Source organism: Kribbella steppae (assembly GCF_004342025.1).
Taxonomy (GTDB): domain Bacteria; phylum Actinomycetota; class Actinomycetes; order Propionibacteriales; family Kribbellaceae; genus Kribbella; species Kribbella steppae.
Genome location: NZ_SLWN01000004.1, coordinates 581,248 through 600,356, shown reverse-complemented (window position 1 = coordinate 600,356; position 19,109 = coordinate 581,248). Strand labels below are relative to the sequence as shown.

The window sequence follows — 19,109 nt, the reverse complement described above, 5'->3', positions numbered from 1 at the left end:
GAAGTTAAGCCCGCCAGCGCCGATGGTACTGCGACCGGGAGGTCGTGGGAGAGTAGGACGCCGCCGGACATTCACACTGTTAAAGCCCACCCCCCAGGGGGTGGGCTTTAACATTTCCCCCACCAAACCTCCCCCACGGGGACCCCGCCCCACGGGACTTCCCTGCGGCGGGTTCTTGCCGGCCCACGCCGCCCCCACCCCGGGGCACACTCCGCGTGCGCTCGAGCCCCGCGCACGAGCCCGCGCACCAGCTCGCGCCGGCGGATACCTGCAGGGGAACAGCTGGGTTCCTGCCGGGCGTCCCTTGGACCGCAGCCGGAGCATGTCTGCACAGCTGGGTGTGGTCGGCTTGTGCCGGTCTGAACCAGCGCGACCTGCGCCAGCGCACGCCTGCCTGCACCACCAGCGCTACCTGCACCTCCACCGGCACCGGCGCTGGCCAGTGGCTGGCGGTGGCGCCGTACTGCGCCTGTCGCACCGCTTCCAGGTCTGCAGCTGGCCTGCCTGGCTGAGTGAGGGCTGGCGGCGCCTGCCGACACTGCGTTGCAGGTGCGCACGCGGCGCCCCGTAGTTGGGCAAGAGCGATGACTCTTCAGATGCCCTCAGCGAACGCGTTCCGAATGCTGTCCCCGTATTCATCGTCTGACAGCGCGTCTAGGTGCGCCTGCCCCAGTCCAAAGTGCCGACGAGCGTTGGCATCATCACCGAGGCGTCGGTAGTCCACGGCCAAGTTCAGATGTAGGGACGGCAAGAGGGCCTTCTTGCCTCCAGGATTACCTCTCTCGATGGCTCGTTGGTCGGTCAGTTGATCCATGAAAGCGAGCGCTCGGAGGTCCCACGCAAGTTCGTCTTCGGGGTTCTCGTGTACATCAGCCAGCGAGTGAGCAAGGAAGACCTTGGCGAACGCATCGTCCCCACTTTCAACATCAGCCACCAGGGGCGCCATGAGGGCCTTCGCTTCAGGCGAGCGGCCCTGTTCGCGTAGGGCAATCCCCTCGCGAATAGTTGCGTACGCAGGCGACTCGGGCGGGGTAGTCATGCTGGTCCTCTGATCGCGCTCAATGCGAATGGATGCACTCGCTCGTCATGCAGGATCAGAACAGTAGCCTCTGCCCCCGTCTCCGAAGGCCGGAACAGCACAGCGTCCCGGTGCCGCACCGGGGGCGGCAAGGCGTTTTGCCTCGTGCGGTGCCGGGAGGCTATGAATTGGCGACTGGTGTGTGGTTGTGCTGGAGGAGGCGTTTGCGGTCTGGGGTGTAGGTCCACCAGGGGCGGGCGGGATTGCCGTTGGCTTGGTCGACGGCGGACATGATGGTGTCGAGGAGGCAGGGGTCGTGGCGGCGGGCGTCGATCCGGCACCTGGTGTCGTAGATCTCGATGGGATCCTGGCCGGCCAGTTGGTCGACGCGGGTGATGCCGGCGCGTTCGAAGTATGCGGCGACCGAGGTGCCGACGTTCATGAGGTCGGTGAGATTCGAGGTTGTCTGTGGGCGTGCCATGTGTTGATCGTCGCCGGGTTCGGTCGGACCTGTCTTGAAGGTTTCAGACGTCGGGGTCCGTAGGGTTCGGGTATGCAGCGTGCGGTGATGGTGTTGATCGTTGGGTTGCCGGGAGCGGGGAAGACGACTCTGGCTCGACGGTTGGAGGAGGAACGGCCGGGGATTCGGTTCACGCCGGACGAGTGGATGGATCCGCTGTTCGGGGTGAGTGAGGACGGCGGGAGGCGGTGGGTACTCGAGTCGCAGCTGTTCTGGGGTGTCGCAGCGCGGGCGTTGACCCTTGGTGTGAACGTGATCCTGGATTACGGGTGCTGGTCCGAGACCGAGCGGGACATGTTCCGGAACCGCGCGCACGAACTCGGTGCGCGGGCGGAGATCGTCGTACTGAATCCGCCGCTGGAGGTGTTGTGGGAGCGGCTGGCGGCTCGTAATGCGGCGTTGCCGGAGGGGACGTTCCGCATCAGCCGGGAGGAGTTGGAAGAGTTCAACTCCAAGTACCATGCTCCGGATGCGGCCGAGTTGGCGCGATGGGATCACCAGGTCGTGATGACCGACGTACAGGATGATGCGGGTGACTTGCTGAGGGACTAGGCCTCGGGAGCGATGCCGACGAGTGCGGCCGCGGCGCAGATGTGGACCGGGGTGAGGTCGGCCGGGGCGACCGGGGCTTGGAGCAGAGTGCCGCGTTCGAACGGGGTCAGACCGATGTCGATGCCGTGGGCACCGGCTACCAGACCGCGGACGTACGTCAGCCAGCCCATCATCGGGATCCCGCGCCGGAACACGCCGGCCGCGGCAGCGAGCTCGGTGTCGGCGATGCTGGCCCACTCTGGTTCCCAGATCGTCACCACGGCGCGGAGCACCTGGGCGAAGCGTTCGGACTGAGCGAGGGCGTCCTCGTCGCTCCAGTGCAGCGTGAGCTGGTCGGAGACGGTAGTGAGGGTTCCACCCATCGACAGGTCGAAGAGCCAGGGGAGGTCGCCGGTGCTCTGCAGGTGCAGGCGCGTGGTGCTCGAGCCGTTCGCGAGGACCTTGGTGGTGGCTTCGACCATCTCCTGGAGCGGAGTCGAGCCGTCGGCCTCGAGGACGTGGTAGCCCCAGCGCTCGTCCTGAGTCCAGGCGTGTACGTCGGGGAAGGCTACGGCGACGGCGGTCAGGGTACGGCCGACGCGGAGCGCGCGGTGCTCGACGGTCTCGTCACGGTGCGTCCACTGGGCGCGGAGGAGCCAGGATCCCATTCACGCCCTCCGATCACGAGCCGGCCAGACCTGCGCAGCAGACGGTACGCCGATGATCGGACGGTTGGCCAGAGTTCCGCCTACGCGGCGTGAGCAGCCTGAGCGGTTCTCCGGATGTTCCATCGGTCCAGTTTGAAGCACCGGTGGGTCCGAGGTCAGCACCGGGGTCCGATTTTGGTAAATACGCGGCTGAAGTCGGGTGGCCGTCGTGTGGAAGCGCTACCGCAGCTGCGGGGTTTCGGGTCGCCGTGCGATGAGGTCGCAGGTGGTGGGGGCCAGGGGGCACCGGCAAACAGTCGGAGGCGAGTTGGCCGCTGGCTGAGCTCGGCGGCGAGGTGGTCGCGCGGGGTGCCGATGGTGGGGCTTTTACCCGCCCAGCCGAGCGGCCCACTCCTTACCGAGCACCTGCCCGGCCGAGCACCTGCCTGACCCGAGCACCTGCCTGACCCGAGCACCTGCCTGACCCGAGCACCTGCCCGGCCGAGCGGCGTGCCCGGCCCAGCGGCGTGCCCGGCCGAGCGATGGGCTCGGCCGAGCGGCGGGCGGGCTGTGGTTAGGCGGCGGGGCGGTCGGTGGTTGGGCGGCGGCGTAGGTGGGGGTGGAGGAGGGCGGGTGGGTTGTACGCCATGTCGAGTCTGCCGATGTCGGTGCCAGGCGGGACGATCTCGTCGATCTGATCGAGGATCTCGTCGGTGAGCGTGACGTCGAGGCCGGCTAGGAGGTCGTCGAGTTGCTCCATGGTGCGCGGCCCGATGATCGCGGACGTGACGCCGGGGTGGGCGATCACGAACGCCATGGCCAGGTGGGTCAGTGGGAGCTTGGCGTCCTCGGCCACGCCGATGAGCTGCTCGACGGCGTCCAGGCGGCGCTCGTCGTTCAGGTGCTGGAAGCCGAACTGGGACCGGTGTGTGGTGTTCTGCTGGTCCTTGCGGTAGCGGCCGGTGAGCAGCCCGCCGGCGAGTGGGCTCCAGACCAGAGCGCCCATGCCGTACTCCTGCACCACAGGGAGGACCTCGCGCTCGATGCCGCGGTTGAGGATCGAGTACGGCGGCTGCTCGGAGCGCAGCCGGGTCAGGCCGCGCCGCTCGGCGACCCAGTGGGACTGGACGATGTCCGAGGCAGGCAGCGAGGAGGAGCCGATGGCCCGGACCTTGCCGGCACGCACCAGGTCGGTGAGTGCCGAGAGGGTCTCCTCGATATCGGTGTCGGGGTCAGGCTGGTGAATCTGGAACAGGTCGATGTAGTCGGTACCCAGCCGGCGCAGAGAGTCGTCCAGGGCGCGGATCAGCCAGCGGCGTGAGGCGCCCGACCGGTTGGGAACGGCCGGGGTGGCGCCGCTGGGGTCGAAGTTCACCGGGAACCGGGCCTTGGTGGCGAGCACGACGTCGTCGCGGCGCCCCTTGAGCGCCTTGCCCACGATCTCTTCCGACTCGCCGTTGGAGTACATGTCGGCGGTGTCGACGAAGTTGATGCCGGCATCCAGCGCTTTGTGGATGATGCGGATCGAGTCGTCGTGGTCGGGGTTGCCGACGGCACCGAACATCATGGCGCCGAGCGCGTAGGGGCTGACCTGGATACCGGTCCGGCCGAGGGTGCGGTAATGCATATGTCTTCTCCTGAGGGTGTAGTTATGCCTTGAGCAGTTGCTCGCTGAGATCCCAGAGCCGCGTCGCCGACAAGGGATCGATGGCGTGCGGTACGACGGTGGACACGACGATCGGCGTGGTGCCGAACGTGATGGGCTTCGGGTCGTTGTCCAGCGGCGAGATGTCGCTGTCCTTCAGATAGACGCCGCCTATCTCGGCGAGCAGAGGGCTGGTCGCCGCGAACACGCTGGTGCTCGCGCCCTGTCGCGGTGTCTTCTTCTCCCGGTCGGGGTCGATGATCGGGCGACCGGATTCGTCGATCAGCTCCATGGCGAGGTTCATGGCTCGCATGTCGTCCTCGGGCACCGAGCGACTCAGGCTCGTACTCACGACAATCCCGGGATGCACGGCGTAGCCGCGGATTCCCTCGTCGGCCCACAGACGGTCCAACTCGACGGCGAACAGCACGTTGGCGGTCTTGGACTGGCCGTAGGCGAGCATCGGGTCGTAGCCGGTGGTGAAGTGCGGGTCGTCCCAGCGGATGTCGGAGAGCCGGTGGCCGCCGGACGTCACATTGACGACTCGAGCGCCGCGGGCTGCCCGCAACGCGTGAAGCAAGCCCTGAGCCAGCTGGAAGTGGCCGAGATGATTGGTAGCGAACTGCGATTCATAGCCGCGTGAATCGCGAACGAGTGGGCCGGCTCCGATGCCTGCGTTGTTGATGAGGATGTGGAGCGGACGGCCGGACTCGAGGTGGCGGGTGGCGAATGCGTCGATCGACGTCGGGTCGGCGAGGTCCAACTGACCGACCTCGACGCGCTCGATCCCGGCCAACGCGACCGCGGCGCGGTCGGGATTGCGCGCACCGACCGTGACAGCTGCGCCGGCTCTGGAGAGCGCACGGGTGGTCTCCAGACCGATCCCGCTGTGGCCGCCGGTGACGACGACGTTCGTGCCGGAGAGGTCGACGCCACGGAGGATGTCGTCGGCCGTCGACGCGGCGGTGAATCCGCTGCCGATGGGGTTGTCGCTGTGTCATGCTGCCAGTCTGTGGCGGCCGGGTCGTACTCTGAATAGTTGTTAGTTCGTATTTCTTGCGCGAGAGTACAGATGTGGTCACTGATCAGTTGTCCGAGGTGTTCGACCTCGTCGAGGTCCGCGGCATGATGTCGGGCGGCTTCGCAGTGCGCGGCCCGTGGGTGGCACGCACCGTCCTTAGCGAGCCGCTGAAGTTCATCGCGCTAGTGTCCGGCAGGGCCCGGCTGGCCACCGACGGTATTGAGAGCCCGATCGAGCTCGGACCAGGCGACGTCGCCATCCTGAACAACCGGTCGTGGCTGGAGCTCGAAGGCGGCACCGGCGACGGACCGCGCCGCGAGATCGTGCCGGTGCCCGGCTTTCCGTCCCCTCACCTCGTCGGCGCCGACAGCGATGTCGACGATGTCGTCATGGGCGGCCGTATCGACCTCAATCCGGCCGGCCAGGCACTGCTGCTGCAGGCGCTTCCTCCGGTGGGACATGTCCGGGCTTCGGCTGCGGCGAACAACCTTCGCGGCAGTCTCTACCGACTGTTCGACGAGGTGACCTCGAACAGACTGGGCTCCGCGTTCGCGATCCGGCAGCACAGTCAGCTCCTGCTGCTCGAGGTACTGCGTGCCTACATCGACCAGGCCGAGTTGCCGCCGGGTTGGCTACGCGTCCTGACCGACGAACGGCTACGGCCGGCGCTCAACCTCATGCATGCCGAGCCCGGAAAGTCGTGGGGCCTGGAGGACCTCGCGCGCTCCGCGGCGATGTCGAGGACGTCGTTCGCCGAACGCTTCCGGACCGTGGCCGGCGTACCGCCGCTGACCTATCTCAACCGTTGGCGGATGCTCCTGGCACAGCGCGCGCTTCGGGACGGCGATGTCCGCGTCGGGTCGCTGGCGTCCGACCTCGGCTATGGCTCGGAGAGTGCGTTCAGCACCGCGTTCAAACGAGAGGTGGGGGAGTCCCCGCTGCGCTACCGCCACCGGGTGCGTGACGAAATGTCGGTCGACATGAACGCACCCGTCGAGGCGGCAAGCGGACTGTAGGTTCCGGCTACGGGGTGAGGGTGGGGGAAGCAAGCTCCAGCGTGGGGGTTGGGCCTCGGTAGGACTCCAGCCAGGTGCGCAGGAGTTCTACGCGGTCGCCGTACTCCTCGTTGCCCTTGACCACCGGCGCCTGGTTGTAGGCCATGGTGTCGGAGCTACGGCGGAGTTTGACGTAGAGGCGGGACGAGGACAGGGCGTACCGCTCCATGTCGTCCTGGAGGGCGCCGATGACGGTGATGTTGCGGTCGCGGCCGATCTGTTCGAACAGGGCGACGGCCTCGCGGCGGTGCTGCGAACCGAGGTTCCGGCCCAGTTCGTCGAGGATCAGCAGCAGCGGTCGGTCCGAACCACCGGCGAGTGCGGCGGCGCAGACCAGCTTGACCGCCTTCTCGTCCATCTGGGCGGTGTTGCCCTTCACGTTGAACGCGGAGAACGGGCCGCCCTCCGAACGCCGCCACTTGGGCGTGACCGTCCAGCGCCACGGCTTGTCGGGCTCGGCCGGCGGGTCGGGTTCGGGGAACTCGAGTTTCGCGCCGTAGCCGCCGTACTGCTGATCGAGCCGGTCGAATTCCTGCGACACCAGGCGGAGCCGCGCTTTGATGCCGTCGGCAAGGGATGCGCGGTGGGCGCGGGCGGTGCTTTCGGCCTCGTCCAGTCCCTCACGGGCGCGTTCGAGCGCTGCGTTGCGTTCGGCGCGCTGGCTGGCGATCTGCTGTTGCTGCAGGCTGTCGAACGTCTCGTGCTGCGCAAGGTGGCTGCTCAGCGTCCGATGTAGGGTCGGCACCAGGCCGACGCGGGCGCCGAGGGTGCCGTTCGTCCAGCCGTCGGGACCGTTCAGGATCTCCCAGAGCTCGGTCGGGATCTCCTCGCGCGAGCGTGCGTTCGGGAAGCAGCGGCGGATGACGTCGTCGAGTTGCGTGCAGGCCTGGTGGTTCCAGTCGGCCGTCGTACGGCGCTGTGCGTCGTCAGGCAATCCGAGGATGAACTCCTCGGCCTCCGCCGGCGTCGAGCCCCACGCGGTGCTCCGGGCGACCAGGTCGAGCGAAGTCTGCTCTTCGATCAGCCTCAGCCGGCGGGCGGTGAGGTCGTCGAGCAGCCGCTCGTGGTCGCGGCGGGTCGCCTCGAGGTTCTTCAGCCGTTCGTCGCGGACGAGTTGCTGGCCGGCCGCGGCCTCGGCCGACTCCTTGGCGGCTTGGAGCTCCGGCGCGAGCGAATCGCGGTCGGTCTCGTGCCGATCGATCGTCTCGCGTAGCGCGAGGATCTGCTCCTGCACCGACTCCGCATCGGCCAGTGCGCGGGCGGCCGCCGTACGACGTTCTGCCTGCTCGACTCGGGCTCGAGCCTGCTCGAGGGCTGCGGATGCGACAGAGCGAGCCTCGACCGTGGCGTCGAGTCGGCGGCGGGCGGCCTCGATGCGAGCGGTCCGGCCGGTCAGCGGTTCGTCGAACTGCCCGACCGCCACAACACCGGCGACGTCGTCGATGTTCTCCTTGGTCGCGCGTTCGACGAGCGCCGCGAAGAACCCGTCCAGGCTGAATCGCTTGTCGGCGGACTTCGGCCCGCGCTTGGCGCCCTTGCGTGTAGCGCCGGGCCGATTCGCCAGCACCAGCAGGAATCCGGCGTACCCGGCGTCCGACAGAGCGGTCGACGCGACCGCCACATCACCGGCGTCGATGACGACGGCTTCGCGGTACGGCGCCAGCCGTGGCTCCCACTCGGCACGCTCCGCTGCCGACAACTCGGTGATGTCGGTGAGCGCACCGCACTCGATGCCCGCGTTCTCCAGCACCTGTTGCTGAGGCGCTGACACGGTCTGACCGCTCTCGGCCTCCCGCAGCTCGGCGGTCGCGAAATCGACCGCGGACCGAGCGGCGTGGTCGCGTCCGATGTGCTCCTCGAGTACGGCGCGCGCCTCGTCCTGCTCGTCAGCGGCCGCAGCGAGATCACGGCCGTCCGCCGAACGCCCCGCGTCCAGCAGTCGCCGGTGCTCCTGCCCGAGTCTCTCGAGCTGCTCGCGCACCGACCGCTGAGCCAGGTCGAGCTCGCGGTCCCGCGCGTCCAGCTTGTCCCGCTCCTGACGGGTCAGCTGGACGTCCCGGAGCAGGACCTCCTCGTTGCCAAAGGCATCGATCTCGGTGTCGACCGCTTCACGTCGCGCTTCTTGTTTGGCGACGCGTTCATCGAGTACGGCGAGCTCCTGCAGGATCTCGCTGTTGCGCGCGTCGCCGTCGATGAGGTGCCGGGCACACCGCGCCTGCCAGGACTCCTTCGCCGCGGCCAGCGCCTCCCGGGCGGCGGCGCGCTGCAGGATGCCGGCCTCGACCGCCGCCATCTCCTGCTCCCACCGCTGCAGGTCGGCCGTCGCCTGCTTGGTCGCCTCGCGCTGAGTGTGCTCTGCGGATCGGTGCGCTTGCTCTTGCTCGAGCTCGTGGTCGAGACCGGTGAGCGTGGCGATCGCGTTGAAGATCCGGGCCGGGCCGAGCTCGTTCAGCGGCTCGGCAAGTAGGTTGGCGGTCGGGCTCGATCGGACCGACGTCGACAGGAACGAGACGCACCGCACCTGACCGCCGTACAGAACTGTGGACAGCTTGTTCGCGTGGAAGTCGGTGCGGCCGTTCGAATGCGGCAGCGCTGCCCACAGTGCGTCGGCGCCCGCGGCACGCTCGGCCTCGGTCGCGCCGTACGGGACGTGCAGGCCGTTCTTCCAGCGCAGGTCGATGTACGACGCCTTGCGGTTGATCCGGATCCACACGGTGATCGCGGCCGCCTCGATCTCGGCGAGGTCGGTGAGCTCGGGGTCGGAGAAGACACCGATGATGTAGCCGCGGTCGACGTTCGACCAGTTGCCCTCCTGGCCGGCGGCCTCCGCGGTGAACAGCAGCTCGGTCGCACCGGGCGCGCCGCTGGTCAGGCGCCATTGGTCGTCGGCGTGCAGCAGGCTGAGCGCGGCGATCCATGAGGACTTGCCGGCGCCGTTCGAGTCGGTCGGACCTTGACCGGCGACCGTGACGAGACCCTGGCCCACCATCGGGATCGGGTGTGTCGACAGCCGTGAGAGGTCGACGACCTGTACGCCGAGCAGCACCTTCGACCCGAGGACGTCGAACGGACCGTCCTCCACCGGAGCACTCATCCACGTCCTCGCTTCGCTCCGGGCGCGGATGAGGCACAATCTGCGCTGTGCTGGTCGACGACCTCGCTCCGCTCGCTCATGCGCTTCCTTCCACGATGTCTTGCTCTGTACGACGTTCGGACGCGTGCTCAGTCGACGTGGTCGTGCCGTTTCGGGCGCGGATCGCCTCCGCGATCGGGCTGGCAGGAGCGGCGGCCAGGATGAGCTGGTCCTGGAGGCGGCGTCGCGCAGCAGGTGTGAGTCGCTGGAGCTGTGGACCGGGGATGTAGCTCGGGCCGCCCGAATGATCGCCGGACAGTTGGATCAGGCCCGCCGCCCGCAGACGTTGGAGAGCAAGACGACGTTCCTCGCCGCTGATCTTGGTGGTTCGCAACTCGTCGACCGTCGTTGGGCGGGCCGACTTCCAGCTGTCTCCGGTCAGGATCCCTTCGCTGCGGGGGATCGCGACCGAGTGGACCAGCACGAGTACGAGCACCGCGCGGTCGACGACCGACAACGGTTGCCAGCCCTGCGCGGTCAGGGCCGCCGCGATGTCGTCTGCATAGCCCGCAGTCCAGTGCGTGCCGTCGACGTGCACCAGGGTCCGACCGATGAGCTTCAGCATCCGTGCGACATGTCGACGCAGCGTCACGTCGCGCAAGCCGGCCAACTGCACCTCGGCCACCGGATGCGCTGCGTACTGCACCGCGCTAAAGGCAGCCAGCACCTCGTCGCGCGCCCGATCGCTCAGATCCTGCAGCAGAGGATCGAACAGCACGTGCTGCTCAGTCATCAGCCACCTCCGACGGCAGCGGATCCGATTCCGGCTCCGGAGGAGGCGGCTCGCTGGTGAGGACCGCCGGCGGTGGATCGGGAAGGTGGCGGCAGAGGTCCCGGAGGGTGGCTTCGTCGGCGGCCGTCCACGTAATGACGCGCGGGCCGAGACGCACCTCGCCGGCTTTCTCGTTCCACAGCAGCCAGTGGGTGGCGTGCAGGCGACGAAGACTGCCGATGATCAGGGTCAGGTCGCTCGACTGCTCGGGTCGCCCACGCATCCCGGCGTACACGGACCTGATCTGCGCGAGCGTGCCGACAGAGCCGGGCCACGCCGGCCCGCTCCGATCCGCCCAGCAGCACGCGACACAGATAGAGAGGACACGAGCCGTCTCGTTTGGCTGCTCGACAGCGACCGGGGGAGCGCCCAACTCCTCCAGCACCGTGTGACCGGCGCCTGACGGCAACGTCGGCACGAGCCAGACTGTGGATCCGTCCGGCGAAGCAGCACGCGTCAGGCCCGCCACCGCAGGCGTATCGGGCTCAACCTCCAACGGTCCCGCCGATTGCACCTTCGCCCACCACAACGCGTTGTACAGCCGACGCTCCACGGCCTCCGAAGACGGCGTACTCATGGCGTCGCCCGCCTGAACACACCCTCGGTCGCCCATGGCGTCCCAGCGTTCGGGTCGATCCGCATCCCGTCCGACCACACCAGCTCGTACTCGAGCTCGTCATGCAGATGCGCCGCCGTCAGCTCAGCCAGCACCCGCCGAGCCGTGATCCAGTCGCCGGCCTGGTCGACCACCTCGACGATGTCCACCGACGGACGCCCGGCCAGCACCCGCTCGGCCTCGGCCCGCAGCTCCTCGCGGTCCGTCGCGGCCGCCGACTCCGGGGCGACAACGTCCTCGGTCGGTCGCGGCGGCGCCATCCGGGCGGTCCCGGTACGACGTCCTGTCTCGACCGCCTCCACCATCGTCTGCGGCGAGAAGTCCGGCGCGGCCGCATCGAACAACAGTCCGTCGAGGACTCCCGCGAGTACGTCGGGCTCGCTGCTCCGAGCGAACGTCAGCCAAGTCTCGATCGGCAGTAGCCCGAGTGCGCGCGTCGTACCGGCTCTCTCCACCAGGCGTCCCGCGGCCAGCTGCACTGCGTCCGCATAGGCGGCCAGCGCCATCCGCAGCGACGTACACGCGCGATGCAGCGTCGGCCAGCGGTCCAGCACGATCCGGTGAACCTTCTCCGCCTGCTCGATCAGCCGCTCGTTACCCCACGCGAGCTGCGCGTTCTCCCGCAGTTGGGCGGTCGTGCTGGTCGAGACCAGGATCGCGAGCTCGTTGCCAAGCAGCCGGAACACCTTCGTCAGCCGCTGGGTCGAGGCCAGCCCGTCGTCCTCGGTGGCGCCCGGATCGCTGACGCTGTGCGCTTCAAGCGTGAGCAGTTGGTGCAGCTCGGCCTGACCGCCCTGGACCGACATCCGGCGCAGGAACATCAACATCACGTACGGCGCGAAGGCGGCCCGGTGACGCAGTTCGTTCGGCCGGTCGACGAGCTTGGTGATGGCGCCGTACTGCCGGAGTACGTCGAAACGCCGCACGATCACGTCATGCGGGTAGGCCCGGCAGGCCAGCGTCGCCTGCTCGACCGTGAGCCCGTCGCTGCCGGCCTCGGCGAACGCGTCCAGGATCGCCTGGTCGACGTCGAGCAGGTCCGGGTCGACGATCATCGCGCCGGCCTCACGGGCGAGAACGGCGAACACCTGACGGTAGACGCGCAGTACGGCCGCCTCGGCCTCAGCGTCCAGCAACGTCGCGTCCATCGCTCCTCCTCCCGTGTGGCACCGCCCCCGCGAGCGACCGGCAACCAGAGAAGGGACTCTAACCACCCACACCGACAGACCAAAACCCGGCTGCCCTGGACTTGTGGACAAGTGCAAGACGGCGGTGGGGTGGTGCGCAAAACCTTGCCGCCCTGGACTTGTGGACAACTGCGAGGACGGGGGTCGGGCGGTGCGCACCGGCAGGTCGCTTTGCGCCTGTGGAAAACCGGATGACGGGCTGATTGGCGCCTGTCTACCATCCGAAGTGTGAAGAGAATCCTTGGCTGATGCGGTCCAGGTAGACCGCGTCCAGACCACGGCGCCTTCGGGCGTTCGCCACGCCGGCGTGGACCCACCACAGGGTCCCCGGCGCGCTTGCTGATTCTCTCCTTCCGGAGCTTGCACATGACCGTGCACCCTGCGTTCCCGCCAGCGCGCCCGATTGGCGCGCAGCATCCCCTCATCCGTGACCTGCTCTCCGTCCGCAAGGACGGCGCACCCGGCCGGATCATGATCGAGGGCAACTGGGAACACGACCGCCTACTCGCCACCAAGACCCCGATCGACACCTTCTTCTGGTGCCCTGAGGCCGGTACGACGCACGCCGTCGACCGGATCGCCGAGCGCGCCGCCGAGGTCTACCGCATCTCGGAGAAACTGCTCACCCGTCTGTCCCGCAAGACCCGGTCCGACGGCCTGATCTCGATCGTCCGGCTGCCCGTCTGGCGACCGCAGACGTTCAAGTTCACCAGTTCGTCGCTGGTCCTGGTCGCCGACGGAGTCGAGTACGCCGGCAACCTCGGCACCCTGATCCGTACGGTCGACGCAGCCAAAGCCGACTGCCTCGTCCTGACCAGCCGACGTGCGCGGCCAAGCCACCCGGCGGTCTACTCCGCCAGCCGCGGCACCATCCTGTCGACTCCGGTGCTGGAGTTCGACGACATCGGTCAAGCGGCCGCGTGGTTGCGCGATCACCGCTTCCGCGTCCACCTCGCCGATCCGGCGGCCACCGGCAGCTACCGCAGCGCCGACTACGACGGGCCGACCGCCTTCGTCGTCGGGTCCGAAGGCGGCGGGCTGTCCAGGACGTGGCATGAGCAGGGCTGCGAGGCGGTGTCGATCCCGATGCTCGGGCAGGCGGACTCGCTCAACGTCGCGCTGTCCGCCGGCATCCTGCTGTTCGAAGCGCGGGCTCGGAAGGAAGGTTGGTGACCGGCCAGGCAGAATTGCACCGCCACCAATGACAAGGAGTGAGACGTGCCGTTCGAGCCTGGTGAGGTCGTCGCCCCTGGAGATCCGCGCATCATCCTGGAAGGCCAGTGGGGTCACGAGCCGGGGGTGGCGATCACCGTCAACTCAGGCTCGCGGATCTCGTTCTCCTTCGCGGGTGAGCGGCTGCAGCTGCTCTTCGACACGACCGGACTCACCGTCGCGCCACACCTGTGGATCACGATCGACGACGGTGAGCCGGCGCTGCACCTGATCGAGGACGCGGTGATCGAGCTGTCCGCGCCGGACGGCCGTCATCAGGTCGAGGTCGTGGTCAAGGACGTCAACGAGCACGTCAACCGGTGGAATCCGCCGTTCGAGTGCGCGGTCGTGTTCGCGGGACTCCTGCTGGACGTCAACACCCGGCTGCGGCTCAGCGGTCGGCCGGGTGGTCCGCGGCTCGAGTTCTATGGCGACTCGATCACGCAGGGCGTTCGCGCGCTCAGCGCCCATCCGGAGTCCGACGGCGCCGACGGTACGACGTCATACGCGTATCTGACCGCGCGCGCCTTCGGCGCCACCTCGTACCAGGTCGGCTTCGGGCGGCAGGGCATCCTCCGGCCGGGCAACGGCGACGTACCGCCGGGCGTGGAGTCGTTCGGCTGGAACTTCGCCGGGTCGCCGGCCGAGCGGGTGGAGCCGTCCGATGTGGTCGTGGTCAACCTCGGCGTGAACGACGAGACTTTGGAGCCGGAGCAGTACGCCGACTTCGTGACGCGGGTGCGGTCGGCGTACCCGGGAGCCACGATCGTGTCGCTCACTCCGTTCAGCGGCAAGCACGCCGACGCGATTACGACCGCGGTCAAGTCGCTCGACGATCCCAACCTCGTCCTGGTCGACTCCACCGGCTGGATCACCGAGGCCGACACCACCGACGGCGTCCACCCCTCCGTCCCCGGCCACGTCAAGATCGCCGACCACCTCATCACTGTCCTCGAAACCCACACCAGGCTCCGCCGCCGATAGGAGCTTGCTCGGGTACGGCGGCCGTCGTCAGGATGGTCTGTATGGCGGAGAACAAGTTCGCGAGCGTGGACGAGTACATCGGCTCCTTCCCGGCCGACGTCCAGGAGGTGCTGCAGGAGGTACGGCGTACTATCCGCGCGGTCGTCCCGGACGCGGGGGAGAAGATCAGCTACCAGATCCCCGCCGTCACTCTCGATGGCAAGGCGCTGATGTACTTCAGCGGCTGGAAGGAACACATCTCCGTCTACCCGATCCCGCCCGTCGACGACGACCTCGCCGCCGAGATCGAGCCCTACCGCTCAGGCAAAGGCACCCTCAAGTTCCCCCTGGCCAAGCCCATCCCGTACAACCTCATCACCCGTCTCACCCAGGCCTTCGTCGCCGCCCGAGCCGAGTGAGTCAGCGCTCGTCAGCAGGTTCGATCGCCCGCGCGAGCATGACGACGGGGATCAGGCGTCGGGCTAGTTCGTGAGGAGGTCTTGGGGGTCGGGGGAGGGTGGGCGGGTCAGGGTCCAGTCGTTGAAGTGCTGGTCGAAGCGGTACCAGAGGCCGTCGACGCCTAGGCGGAGTTGGGTCTTGCCGGCGGTTACTCGGTTGGCGTGGATATCGGCGCCAGGCAGGGCTGCGAGGGCCTCGGCGAGCGCAGCCTCGTCGACGTCGGTTGGGGTGTCTACGGCGGCTGCGAGGCCGCCGGGGCCACCTTCGCGCCAGGCCACGGCCCAGCTGGTGAGTTGGCGGGCGGGGATGCCAGCTCGGTGGGCCAGGTCGGCTAGCTCGGGGGTGCCCAGGAGCAGGGAGGCGCGGCGGGCCAGGTCCTGGTCGAAGGTGAGGTGGAGGCCGCCGTCACCGTCGCCGGAGGCGAGTTCCCAGGCTCGGCGTGCTGCGTCGGTGGCGAGGGCGACCAGATCGCGTACGTCGACGCCCGAGGAGCGTGGCGGGTCCAAAGCCTGAACAGCCGCAGGCACCCCAGGCGCCCCCATCGGCCGAGGTGGCACAGGCACGACCGCAGTCGCGGAGGACGTCGCGGGCGCGGGCGCAGGCGCAAGCGCGGGAGCGGGAGCGGGAGCGGGTGTAGGAACCTGGCCCGAAACGCTTGCGGGAGCGCTTGTGGTCCCGGGGGTGGGGGTGAGGTGGCGGGCGAAGGCCTTCTTGGCGGGGACGCCTGGGGGTGGGGGTTGGCGGGGTGGAGTGCCGGGGGCGGCTCCTGGTGTGGAGCGGCGGGAGCGTAGGGCGGAGAGGAGTTCGTCGCGGCGGCGGCCTCGGAGCAGCAACAAGGAGAACGGATCGTCGTCCAGGGCGTCCGCGACCAGGTAGCAGACGGCGGCTGAGTGTTTGCACGGTACGGCGAAGTCCGGGCAACTGCAGTTGGTCAAGACCTCGCCGGCGCCTGGGAGCAGGTCCAGCCCGGCAGCGTGTACGTCGTCGATGACCTCGGGTGGTAGCTCGCCGTCAAGCAGTGCTGCGACCCGACCGATCTGAGCGGCGACCACGTCGAGTACGGCGTCCCACTCGGCGGTCGTGAAGGCGCGGATCCGGACCGTCACCTGGTACGGCGTGACGCGACTGCCCTGCACCACGGCCTCGACCTCACCAGGTGCAACCGTCAGCTCCAGCACACTCCCGCGCCGAGCGTACGAGCGCCCACGCGCCAGCCGATTCGGATCCAGCCGAGCCCGCTGCTCCAACGCCTCCAACCATGCGCGTCCCCACCACGTCGCCCCGAACGGCCGCCGGCTCCCAGCCCCCTTGGCCGCAGGCAGCCCGGCATCGTCACCTTTCCGCCGCCACCCCTGCCACGGCACCCGCTCATTCATCCTCCTCACCTCCAACAGCAGCCGAGGATCCCCCAACGGCAGCGGAGGAACTCCCGGCGGCAGGCGACGATTTCCCAACGGCAGAAGGGTTGTAGGCGCTCGCCGAGCCCGACTTCACCGGCCCGGTCGACAGCTCGACGAGCTCAGTCAGCTCAGAATCCGACAGCTCACTCAACCAAGCCTCGCCCGACCCGACCACTGCGTCAGCGAGGTCGCGCTTACTCGCGATCACGGTGGAGATCCGGTCTTCCAATGTGTTCTCGGTGACCAGGCGGTGCACCTGGACCGGCCGGTCTTGACCGATCCGATAGGCGCGGTCGGTGGCCTGATCCTCGACGGCCGGATTCCACCAGCGGTCGTAGTGCACCACATGCGTCGCACGCGTGAGCGTCAGTCCAACCCCGCCGGCCTTCAACGACAGCAGGAACACCTGTGCCTCACCGGCCTGGAACTCCGCGACCAACTGCTCCCGCTTCCGCACCCCGATCCCGCCGTGCAGGAACAACGTCTTGATCCGCCGCGCCGCCAGGTGTGCCTCGATCAGCCGGCACATCTCGACGTACTGGCTGAAGATCAGCACCGACTCGCCCTCGGCCAGGATCACGTCGAGCAGTTCGTCCAGCGCGGCCAGCTTGCCCGAACGACGCTCCAGCGGACCCGGCTCGTGCAGGAACTGCGCTGGATGGTTGCACACCTGCTTCAACTGCGTCAGTAAGCTGAGCACCAGTCCGCGCCGCGCGATCCCCTCGGCCGACTCGATCTTCGCCAGCGTCTCCTTGGCGACGGCCTGGTACAGCGTGGCCTGCTCCACGGTGAGCGGTACGACGACATCGTGCTCGGTCTTCTGCGGCAACTCCGGCGCGATCCCCGGATCACTCTTCTTCCGTCGCAACAGGAACGGCCGGGTCACCCGCGCGAGCCGAGCGGTCGCCTCCTCGTCGTGATACCGCTCCACCGGTACGGCGACATCGTGCCGGAACCGATCCAGCGTCCCCAGCAACCCCGGTGCCGCCCAGTCCAGGATCGACCACAGCTCCGACAACCGGTTCTCCACCGGCGTCCCGGTCAACGCGATCCTGGTTGCTGACGGCAACGTCCTCAACGCCCGCGCCGTTCTGGACAACGGGTTCTTCGCATGTTGTGCCTCGTCCGCGACCGCGAGACCCCAGAACACCTCGCCGAGCACACGATGGTCCTGCCGCACCACGCCGTAGGTCGTCAGCACGACCTCGTCCGGCGTGAGATCGCTCAGCGTCCGCCCGGCACCGTGATACCGCCGCGTCGGCACGTCTGGCGCGAATCGCGCGAACTCCCGCTCCCACGTCCCGAGCAGTGTCGACGGGCAGACCACCAACGTCGGACCGCGGCCCCGCAGCTGGAGATGCAGCGCGATCACCTGGATCGTCTTGCCCAGACCCATGTCGTCCGCGAGACATCCACCCAGACCGAGATGCGCGAGTTGCGCCATCCACGCGACACCCCGCCGCTGATACTCGCGCAGCGTCGCCTGCAACCCGACCGGCTGCTCGAACGGCGCAGGGTCCTCGGCTGCTCGCAACCGCGCGAGCATCGACGCCAGCGATCCATTCGCATCGAAGGCGACCAGCTCGCCGTCGACCTCGATCGTCCCGGTCAACGCCGCGCCGAGCGCCTCCGCGCCGGTCAGCTTCCGCGTGCCGCCGCGGCGCAGCTTCCGGACGAGATCGTGGTCGACCCGCACCCACCGCCCGCGCATCCGGATCATCGGTCGCTTCGCCTCCGCGAGCGCCGCCACCTCCTGCTCGGTCAGTTCCTGCCCGTCCAGCGTCGGCCGCCACCGGAAAGCCACTAACTCGTTCAAGTTGAAGTCCGGCCCGGTCACCGCTCCAGGTGTCGGCGTCGCGACCGTCCCACGCACAGCCAACTCACCGGCGAACAGCTCAGTCGGCCAGAGCACCTCGATCCCGGCGCCCTCCAACGCCGTACTGCCCTCGGCCAACTCCTCCAGAGCCTGATCGTCGACCCCGACCTCCGAGGGAGCCGCATCCCGCAACGCGGCACCCAGCGGCGGCCACACCCGAGCCCCACGCCGCAGCGCCAGCAGCAGATCGGTCTCCGCCCGCTCGCCCAGCGCAGCGAGCACGGCGGCCGGCGCACTCCAGACGTCCTCGACGTCCACCAACAGGCTGGGATCCACCCCGCTGCGCAACTGCAAAACAGCCCTGAAGTCGGCCTCTTCCTCCGGGGGCTCGATCCGCAGCACCAACCGCGCACCAGCCGCCTCGCTCTGCGCGGTCTCCTCCAGCCACGCGGTCGACCCCGTCACCTCGACCGAATCCACCGAGGCGAACGCCGCCGCACCGGCCCGCACGGCGACCGTCGCGGCCGGCGTCCGCACCAGAGTGTCCGCGATCGCATCCCAGAACGCCCGCACCAACTGCTCCGGATCGACCAGCCGCACCGGTCGCGTCCCCTCGATCGGCAAGGCGTGCGCGTACGGCGACATCGCCGCACCGAGGTTCCTCAACCAGCCCCGGTCCAGCGGATCCAGCGGCGCCACCCGCCAAGCGCCGTACCCACTGGGGCTGCGGTCCGGCACGAGTCGTCCACGCGCGATCAACCCCAACCCGGCCAGCGCAGCTGCCCGCCACGCTGCCCAGCTCTCGGAGCCGTCAACCGCATCGGATCCCAGCCGATCGAGGACCTGCGAGACGGTCAGCAACCGCGCCGGCACCGTCGTCCGCCGTACCTGCGAACCCTTCGGCAGCACGAGCTCCACCGTCTCGTCGGCGACCTCGCCGGCTGCCGCGAGGTCGCCGTACAGCGCCAGCCGGCCCGCTCGCGGCGGGTCGGCTGGCACGAAGACGGCGTCGAACATGCCCTGCACAGTACGCCGGACCGCCGACAGATTCCCGCCCATCACCAAGCACCTGTGGACAACTGCCCGACTTGACCTGAACTCCAGTTGAGGTTGC

Annotated in this window: 16 protein-coding genes and 1 rRNA gene; 6 read left to right on the top strand and 11 right to left on the bottom strand. The window is 68.6% G+C overall.

The features are described from left to right. A 5S ribosomal RNA gene (rrf, locus tag EV652_RS46380) occupies positions 1-69 on the top strand; the annotation flags it as partial. A gap of 523 nt (positions 70-592) precedes the next feature. Here the strand turns inward: rrf and EV652_RS14830 are convergent. After that, complete coding sequence (locus EV652_RS14830; protein ID WP_132209664.1) at positions 593-1,039, bottom strand: hypothetical protein; 447 nt, start codon at positions 1,037-1,039, stop codon at positions 593-595. 160 nt (positions 1,040-1,199) lie between these two features. Further along, entirely contained in the window at positions 1,200-1,499 is a 300-nt protein-coding gene (locus EV652_RS14825) for a helix-hairpin-helix domain-containing protein (protein ID WP_132209663.1), read from the bottom strand. 72 nt (positions 1,500-1,571) lie between these two features. Here EV652_RS14825 and EV652_RS14820 point away from each other — a divergent pair, with 72 nt between their 5' ends. Next, the gene (locus EV652_RS14820) at positions 1,572-2,090 is read left to right on the top strand and encodes a P-loop nucleotide/nucleoside kinase family protein (protein ID WP_132209662.1); all 519 of its coding nucleotides are present in this window, start codon (positions 1,572-1,574) and stop codon (positions 2,088-2,090) included. On the opposite strand, the gene EV652_RS14815 is transcribed toward EV652_RS14820, so the two are convergent. From EV652_RS14815 to EV652_RS14805, 3 genes are all read right to left on the bottom strand, one after another. After that, positions 2,087-2,737, bottom strand: a complete 651-nt coding sequence (locus EV652_RS14815) for a hypothetical protein (RefSeq protein ID WP_132209661.1) — start codon at positions 2,735-2,737, stop codon at positions 2,087-2,089. The genes EV652_RS14820 and EV652_RS14815 overlap by 4 nt on opposite strands. 553 nt (positions 2,738-3,290) lie before the next feature. Beyond that, on the bottom strand, positions 3,291-4,343 hold the full coding sequence (locus EV652_RS14810) for an aldo/keto reductase (protein WP_132209660.1): 1,053 nt from the start codon (positions 4,341-4,343) through the stop codon (positions 3,291-3,293). A 22-nt stretch (positions 4,344-4,365) separates the two neighbouring features. Next, positions 4,366-5,304 carry an SDR family NAD(P)-dependent oxidoreductase gene (locus EV652_RS14805; protein ID WP_242001780.1) on the bottom strand — a complete coding sequence of 313 codons (939 nt, stop codon included), beginning with the start codon at positions 5,302-5,304 and terminating at the stop codon, positions 4,366-4,368. 131 nt (positions 5,305-5,435) lie between these two features. Here EV652_RS14805 and EV652_RS14800 point away from each other — a divergent pair, with 131 nt between their 5' ends. Then, complete coding sequence (locus tag EV652_RS14800; protein ID WP_132209658.1) at positions 5,436-6,398, top strand: AraC family transcriptional regulator; 963 nt, start codon at positions 5,436-5,438, stop codon at positions 6,396-6,398. A gap of 7 nt (positions 6,399-6,405) precedes the next feature. On the opposite strand, the gene EV652_RS14795 is transcribed toward EV652_RS14800, so the two are convergent. The 4 genes from EV652_RS14795 to EV652_RS14780 form a co-directional block, all read right to left on the bottom strand. Continuing rightward, the gene (locus tag EV652_RS14795) at positions 6,406-9,531 is read right to left on the bottom strand and encodes a coiled-coil domain-containing protein (RefSeq protein WP_132209657.1); all 3,126 of its coding nucleotides are present in this window, start codon (positions 9,529-9,531) and stop codon (positions 6,406-6,408) included. A gap of 76 nt (positions 9,532-9,607) precedes the next feature. Beyond that, the gene (locus EV652_RS14790) at positions 9,608-10,303 is read right to left on the bottom strand and encodes a hypothetical protein (protein ID WP_242001770.1); all 696 of its coding nucleotides are present in this window, start codon (positions 10,301-10,303) and stop codon (positions 9,608-9,610) included. Next, entirely contained in the window at positions 10,296-10,919 is a 624-nt protein-coding gene (locus EV652_RS14785) for a hypothetical protein (RefSeq protein WP_199238182.1), read from the bottom strand. The genes EV652_RS14790 and EV652_RS14785 overlap by 8 nt, the downstream gene beginning before the upstream one ends. Further along, complete coding sequence (locus EV652_RS14780; RefSeq protein WP_132209656.1) at positions 10,916-12,106, bottom strand: hypothetical protein; 1,191 nt, start codon at positions 12,104-12,106, stop codon at positions 10,916-10,918. Before EV652_RS14780 ends, EV652_RS14785 begins: the two co-directional genes overlap by 4 nt. A 405-nt stretch (positions 12,107-12,511) precedes the next feature. Between EV652_RS14780 and EV652_RS14775 the strand changes: the two genes are divergently transcribed. Genes EV652_RS14775 through EV652_RS14765 form a run of 3 tightly spaced genes read left to right on the top strand, consistent with a single transcriptional unit; the run spans position 12,512 to position 14,739 of the window. Continuing rightward, complete coding sequence (locus tag EV652_RS14775; protein WP_132209655.1) at positions 12,512-13,318, top strand: TrmH family RNA methyltransferase; 807 nt, start codon at positions 12,512-12,514, stop codon at positions 13,316-13,318. 45 nt (positions 13,319-13,363) lie between these two features. Next, positions 13,364-14,341: a GDSL-type esterase/lipase family protein gene (locus EV652_RS14770; RefSeq protein ID WP_242001769.1), complete on the top strand. Its 978-nt coding sequence runs from the start codon at positions 13,364-13,366 to the stop codon at positions 14,339-14,341. Positions 14,342-14,382: 41 nt separating this feature from the next. Then, positions 14,383-14,739 (top strand): iron chaperone, encoded by a 357-nt coding sequence (locus EV652_RS14765; protein ID WP_132209654.1) that lies wholly within the window; start codon positions 14,383-14,385, stop codon positions 14,737-14,739. A gap of 63 nt (positions 14,740-14,802) precedes the next feature. Here EV652_RS14765 and EV652_RS14760 read toward each other — a convergent pair whose 3' ends face one another. Next, on the bottom strand, positions 14,803-16,155 hold the full coding sequence (locus EV652_RS14760) for an SWIM zinc finger family protein (RefSeq protein ID WP_132209653.1): 1,353 nt from the start codon (positions 16,153-16,155) through the stop codon (positions 14,803-14,805). Then, positions 16,148-19,054 carry an SCO1167/SCO6262 family helicase gene (locus tag EV652_RS14755; RefSeq protein WP_132209652.1) on the bottom strand — a complete coding sequence of 969 codons (2,907 nt, stop codon included), beginning with the start codon at positions 19,052-19,054 and terminating at the stop codon, positions 16,148-16,150. Before EV652_RS14755 ends, EV652_RS14760 begins: the two co-directional genes overlap by 8 nt. Positions 19,055-19,109: the final 55 nt, after the last annotated feature.